Here is a 6179-nt window from a genome sequence, read left to right on the forward strand (position 1 = left end):
TTCCAGTAAGGCGGGCTCGATCGGTGGGGCGGCGCGGGCGCCAGGAGCCGGGTCCAAAAAAATTCCCCCGCAGCCTTGCGGCACGCGGGGGGAGGTGAGACGCGCCGTCAGCCGGCCAGCCGGTCCCAGCAGCCGTCTAAGGCTGGGGACAGCTTGTGCTTCATGATGCGCTGGCTGGGGGTGCGCTCGAACTCCTCGACCACCGCGATGTAGCGCGGATTCTGATAGGGAGCGAGCTGTTTTCCGAGCCAGCCGGACAGCGACGGGATGTCCAGCGTCGCCCCGGCCTTCGCTTTCACGAACAGCTTGATGTCCTGCTCGCCGACATCGGCGGCCACTCCGATGATGGCGCAGTCCTCGACGGAGGGGTGGGTGGCCGCGACATGCTCGACCTCCCAGGCCGAGACGTTCTCGCCCTTGCAGCGCACGCTGTCGGTCATCCGGCCGTGGAACAGCAGCGTCCCGCTTTCGTCGAGCGAGCCGAGGTCGCCGGTGTGCAGGGCGCCGTCCTTGAGCGCGCGGGCCGTCGCCTCCGGGTTGCGGAAATAGCCGGCGAAGATGGCGCCGGGGCGGTCGGTGCGGACGACGATCTCGCCCCGCTCGCCCCGCGGCACCGGCTTGCCGGCGCCGTCCAGCAGCTCCACCGTGAACCAGGGCATCGGGCGGCCGACCGCGCCGACCACGCCCTCGTCGTTGCAGGTGGTGATGCTCGACGCCTCGGTCATGCCGTAGCATTCGCGGATCTGCACCCCGAACCGCTCCTCGAAGGGCGTCCAGGTCTCCTTGGGGCAGCCGCCGCCCCAGGCGATGCGCACCGGGTGGTCGCGGTCGCGCGGCGAGACCGGCTGCTTGAGCAGGATCTGCAGGATGCCGCCCAGGTAATGGATGTGGGTCGCCCCGTATTCCCGCACCTGATCCCAGAAGCGGCTGGCGCTGAAGCGGTCGACCATGGCGAGCGACACGCTGCGGATCAGCGGCATGACGATCATCTGCGCGCCGCCGATGTGGTACAGCGGCTCCCACACGAACAGCACGTCACCGTCGCGGGCGGCGGAGACGCGGGCCACCGCCTCGCCGGCCAGCCGCATCATGCGGTGCGACACCAGCACGCCCTTGGGCCGCCCGGTGGTGCCCGAGGTGTACATGATGGCGAAGGTGTCGTCGGGGGCGGGCGGCGCCTCCTCGAAGGCGGAGCCGGACTCCAGCAGGGACTCCAGCCGCAGGGCGGCGGACGGGTCGCCCTGGACGATCATCGGCGTGCCGGCGGGAACCGCGCCCGTCTCGGCGATCACCGGCAGGAACTCGGCCTCGGCGACGATGGCGCCGGGCTCCGAATGCTCCAGGATGTAGCGCAGCCCCTCGCCGCGCTGCTGGGCGTTGATCGGCACCCAGACCAGCCCCGCCTTGGCGAGGCCGAACAGGGTGGAGAGCACCAGCGGGCTGTTGCGCAGCATCAGCGCCACGCGGTCGCCGGGCTTCAGCCCCAGCCGCCGCAGCTCCGCCGCCACGCCGTCGGACTGGCGGTCGAGCGTGGCGAAGCTCAGCGCCTCGCCGTTGAAGCGGGCGAACAGGCGGGCGCGTCCGGTCCGGGCCGCCTGCGTGAACAGGCGGACGAACCCTTCTTCGAAATCGGACATGATGCGTATCTCGAATGCGTTTGGTCGGTTGGTTGCGGCCGAAGGGGGGCGGATCAGCGCGCCGGACGGCGCAGCCACTCCGCCATCAGCAGCAGGGCCATCACGATCGCGAAGACCACGACGGACACGGCGGCCAACGTCGGGTTCAACTGCAGGATCATGTCGTCCCACATCTGCTTGGGCAGCGTGGTCTTGACGCCGCCGCTGACGAAGATCGCCACGGTCAGCTCGTCGAAGGAGGTGATGAAGGCGAACAGGAAGGCCGCCACCAGACCGCCGCGGATCAGCGGCACGGTGACCAGCATCAGCGTCTTGAAGCGGTTCGCCCCCAGCGTCGCCGCCGCCTGGTCCAGCCGCCAGTCGTGCCCCTTGACCACCGCGGAGATGGCGACGAAGGCGAAGGGCAGGGCCAGCACCGTGTGGCCGATGATCAGGCCGAGGTCGGTGGCGACCAGCCCGATCTGGGCGAACAGGTAGAACAGCCCGACCGCGATGACGATGCGCGGCACGATCATCGGCGCCAGGAAGAAGGCGAAGATCGCTCCCCGCCAGCGCGAGGAGGAGCGGGCCAGCGCCAGCGCGGCCAGGCCGGCCACCAGCGTCGCCAGGATCGCCGTGGCGAAGGCCACCGCGAACGAGCGGATCGTCGCCGACACCCAGAGGTCGGAGGTGAAGTAGACGCGGAACCACTCCAGCCCGTAGCCCGGCGGCGGGAAGTCGAGGAAGGGGGAGGTGGTGAAGGCGATGGGAACGACGACCAGCGCCGGGGCGACCAGGAAGACGATCACCGCCGCGGAATAGAGCGGCAGCAGACGGTCCATCACCTTCGGCCCCAGCAGGCGCCCCACCGGTCCGCCCAGCGCCGTCGACGCCTTGGCGAGCGCCGACAGGATGCCCATGCCGGCCCCGCGCAGGCGGCCCTGGCCGCCGCCGGTCCGCCCGGAGGTCTCGCCCGACAGGGAGGACAGGCCGAACAGCCGGTCGTAGACCCAGCAGGTGACCAGCGCCGCGAGCAGCATGAAGGTGGCCAGCGCGCCCGCGAAGGCCCAGTTCAGCATCTCCTGGATCTGCGAGATGATGAGCTGCGCCAGCATGGTCTGCTGCGGCCCGCCGAGCAGAGCCGGCACGATGAAGAAGCCCAGCGAGGAGATGAAGGTCAGCAGGCCCGCCGCCGCGACGCCGGGCAGCGAGAGCTGGAAATAGACCAGCCAGAAGGCGTTGGCCGGCGGCGCGCCCAGCGTCTCCGCCGCCTGGACCAGCCGGCGGTCGACGGTGGTCATCACCGGCAGCATGGTCAGCACGGCCAGCGGCAGCATGGCGTGGACCATGCCTGCCATCACGCCGAACTCGTTGTGCAGCAGCGGCAGGGGCGACATCCCGGTGCCGGAGAGGATCTGGTTGATGACGCCGGTGCGCCCGAGGATGACCATCCAGGCGAAGGTCTTGACCAGATAGCTGGTCCAGAAGGGCACCATCACCGCCAGGATCGCCAGCCCGCGCTGGCGCTCCGGCAGCTGCGCCAGCCAGTAGGCCAGCGGATAGCCGAACAGGAGCGACAGCAGGGCGGTCAGCCCGGCGATGCGGAAGGTGCTCATCAGGACGCGGAAATAGACGTCCGTGGCGACGATGCGGGCGTAATGGTCGCCGGTCCAGGCCGAGGTCTCCAGGTCCTGGACGCTGAGGCCGAGCAGCCGCAGCACCGGGAACAGGAAGAAGATGGCCAGAAAGGCGAGGCCGGGGGCGGCCAGCCACAGCGGTCCGAAGCGCAGCCGCCGCCGCGCCGCGGCGAAGGCGCCGTCATGGTTCAGGGTGGCGGCGCTCATGACACCAGCACCCCGGCGTCGGCGCGCCAGCGCACCGCGACGACCTCGCCCAGCCGCGGCGGGGCGGTGCCGCGGCGCAGGCGGACGGTGATCGTCTCCTCGCCGCCGAGCGACACCAGAACACGCGTCTCGGAACCGGCGTAGACGGTGTCCACGACCTCGCCCCGCACCTCGTTGTCGCCGTCGCCGTCGATGTCGAGCTGTTCGGGCCGGACGACCAGCGTGCCGTCCTGGCTGTCCGGCGTGTCGGCGGACAGGCGGAAGCTGCCGTTGCCGGTGACCAGCATGGGCGCCCCGCTGCCGTCGCGACGGACCTGCCCGCGGAAGATGTTCGACACGCCGATGAAGTCGGCGGCGAAGGCGGTCTTCGGGCGGGCGTAGATGTCGTGCGGGGTGCCGAGCTGCTCGATGCGGGCGTGGTTCATCAGGCAGATGCGGTCCGACATGGCCAGGGCTTCCTCCTGGTCATGGGTGACGTAGATGATCGTCGCGCCGGTCTCGCGGTGCAGGCGCTTGATCTCGTACTGCATGTGCTCGCGCAGCTTCTTGTCGAGCGCTCCCAGCGGCTCGTCCATCAGGATGACCGAGGGCTGGTAGACGAAGCAGCGCGCCAGGGCGACGCGCTGCTGCTGCCCGCCGGACAGCTCCTTGGGGAAGCGCCCGGCGAGATGGCCCAGATGGACCATCTCCAGCGCCTCCTTCACGCGCCGCGCCAGGTCCGCCGGGGCGACGCCGCGCATGCGCAGGGGAAAGCCGATGTTCTCCGCCACCGTCAGGTGGGGGAACAGGGCGTAATGCTGGAAGACGAGACCGATGTCCCGCTTGTGCACGGGGGTCCGGGTCTCGTCCTGGCCATCGATCAGGATGCGCCCGCCGCTGGGCTCGACCAGCCCGCAGATCATCTGCAGCAGCGTGGTCTTGCCGGACCCCGACGGGCCGAGCAGCGTCAGGAACTCGCCCGCCGGGACTTCCAGGCGGGTGGGTTCCAGCGCCGTGATGGCGCCGTACCGTTTGGTCAGTCCGTCGACCAGCAGCTTCGGCGTGGCGGCGGCCCCGGCCTGGACCGGCGCTGTCCGCGCCTGTGCGAGCGGTGAGAGCATGGCGGCGGGTCTCCTTTCCGAAGGCGGGCTTAGCCGAGGATCCAGGCGTTGAAGCGCTCGTTCATCTTCGACCGGTTGGCGCCCCACCAATCCTCCTTGGCGATGGTCATCACCTTCAGATTGTCTTCGAAGGTGGGCAGCGCCTGGGCGCGCTCCTTCGGGATGCTCTTGTAGGCGTCGAGGTTGGTCGGGCCGTAAGCCAGCACCTCGGTGAAGACGGCCTGACGGGTCGGGTCGGCGCAGAACTTGATGAACTGGCGGGCGGCGTCGGCGCGCGGGTTGCCGCGCGGGATGCCCCAGCCCTCGATCGAGTAGAGGCCCTGGTTCCAGTTGATCTTCACCGGGGCGCCGCCATCGATCACCGCCTGGGCGCGGGCGTTCCACAGGGCGATCATGTCGACCTCGCCGCTCTGGATGAGCTGGCTGGACTGGGCGCCGCCCGTCCACCACACGGCGACGTGCGGCTTGATGCGGTCGAGCGCCTTGAAGGCGCGATCGACGTCGAGCGGGTAGAGCTTGTCGAGCGGCACGCCGTCGGCGAGCAGCGCCTGCTCCAGCGTGTCGATCGGGTTCTTGCGCAGCGAGCGGCGGCCCGGGAACTTCTCGACGTTCCAGAAATCGGCCCAGCTCTGCGGCGCGTTGGAGGCGAACTTGTCGGCGCGGTAGCCGAGGATGGTCGAATAGACGTCGGTGCCCATCCAATGGGTGGTCAGCGACTCCGGCATCAGGCCGGGCACGTCCGCCGCGGTGAAGTTCAGCGGCTCCAGCAGGTTCTGCGTCATCAGGATGTCGCGGGCCGACAGGGTCAGGGTGCAGACGTCCCAGGTGTAGGACTTGGTCTCCACGATGGCCTTGAACTGGGCGGTCGGTTCGGCCTCGCGGGCGACGTTGACCACCTTGATGCCGGTCGCCTTCTCGAACGGATCGTAGAAGGCCTTGCGGAAAGCCGGGCTGTAGGGGCCGCCCGGGTCGGCGACGGTGATCTGCGTGGCGGCGAAGGCCGGACGGAGCAGCCCGGCGGGCAGGGTGGCGCCCAGCGCGACGCCGGCGGCTCCCTTCATCAGGCTGCGGCGGTCCATGGAGAAGAAGGACTTGCTCATGTGAAACTCCCTGTTCTGCGGCCGGGGCGTCTCTGTTGCCCCGGTGGAGGAGCGCCGCCGTGGCGGCGCGGGTGGGCGGATCGTTGCGCCCAGGAAAATCGTGCTTGGGGCCTCGCGCTTGGGGCCCGGGCCCGGGTTACGCGCGCTTCGCGGCGCGCTTGGCGAGGAACTCCTCCATCATCCGGGCCGGTTCGCCGGACGCGTAGGCCTCGCGCTGGATGCGCACGCCGGCGGCCAGGGCGTCGCGGAAGCCGGCCTCGGTCATCTCGCGGAAGCGCTGCTTGTCCAGCCGCATGGCGACCGGCGGCTTGGCGGCCAGCTCCTCGGCCAGGGCCAGCGATTCGGCCATGACGCGGTCCTGCGGGACGATGCGGTTGATCAGGCCGATGCGGTGGCTTTCCTCGGCGTCCATCAGACGGCCCGACAGCGTCAGGTCGATGGTGCGGGCCAGACCGATCATCTCCTTCATGATCCACGGGCCGGTGGTGCTGGCGATGCCCGAGTTGATCTCCGGCTGGC

5 protein-coding genes (1 of these 5 running past the window's edge) are annotated in these 6179 nt (G+C 70.0%); all 5 read right to left on the bottom strand.

The genetic code is table 11. The annotated features are described in order from the left end of the window. Positions 1 to 107 precede the first annotated feature (107 nt). Complete coding sequence (locus tag ABVN73_RS21880; RefSeq protein WP_353861310.1) at positions 108 to 1637, bottom strand: AMP-binding protein; 1530 nt, start codon at positions 1635 to 1637, stop codon at positions 108 to 110. A gap of 53 nt (positions 1638 to 1690) precedes the next feature. Next, positions 1691 to 3460 (bottom strand): ABC transporter permease subunit, encoded by a 1770-nt coding sequence (locus ABVN73_RS21885; RefSeq protein WP_353861311.1) that lies wholly within the window; start codon positions 3458 to 3460, stop codon positions 1691 to 1693. After that, positions 3457 to 4560, bottom strand: coding sequence for an ABC transporter ATP-binding protein (locus ABVN73_RS21890; protein ID WP_137142523.1), 1104 nt, complete (start codon positions 4558 to 4560; stop codon positions 3457 to 3459). The genes ABVN73_RS21885 and ABVN73_RS21890 overlap by 4 nt, the downstream gene beginning before the upstream one ends. 29 nt (positions 4561 to 4589) lie before the next feature. Next, positions 4590 to 5660 (bottom strand): polyamine ABC transporter substrate-binding protein, encoded by a 1071-nt coding sequence (locus tag ABVN73_RS21895; protein ID WP_353861312.1) that lies wholly within the window; start codon positions 5658 to 5660, stop codon positions 4590 to 4592. A gap of 136 nt (positions 5661 to 5796) precedes the next feature. Continuing rightward, on the bottom strand, positions 5797 to 6179 hold the 3' portion of the coding sequence (locus tag ABVN73_RS21900) for an enoyl-CoA hydratase/isomerase family protein (RefSeq protein WP_188260409.1). The gene runs 388 nt beyond the window's last position; the window shows 383 of its 771 coding nt (coding positions 389-771); its start codon lies off the right edge, out of view; its stop codon occupies positions 5797 to 5799.

Origin of the sequence: Azospirillum formosense (assembly GCF_040500525.1) — a bacterium.
In the GTDB taxonomy this organism is placed as follows: Bacteria; Pseudomonadota; Alphaproteobacteria; order Azospirillales; family Azospirillaceae; genus Azospirillum; species Azospirillum formosense_A.

What these genes read in the sequence shown, in the direction of transcription:
- ABVN73_RS21885 (WP_353861311.1), bottom strand. Translation starts at nt 3,460, where the DNA reads ATGAGCGCCGCCACCCTGAACCATGACGGCGCCTTCGCCGCGGCGCGG.
- ABVN73_RS21880 (WP_353861310.1), bottom strand. Translation starts at nt 1,637, where the DNA reads ATGTCCGATTTCGAAGAAGGGTTCGTCCGCCTGTTCACGCAGGCGGCC.
- ABVN73_RS21890 (WP_137142523.1), bottom strand. Translation starts at nt 4,560, where the DNA reads ATGCTCTCACCGCTCGCACAGGCGCGGACAGCGCCGGTCCAGGCCGGG.
- ABVN73_RS21895 (WP_353861312.1), bottom strand. Translation starts at nt 5,660, where the DNA reads ATGAGCAAGTCCTTCTTCTCCATGGACCGCCGCAGCCTGATGAAGGGA.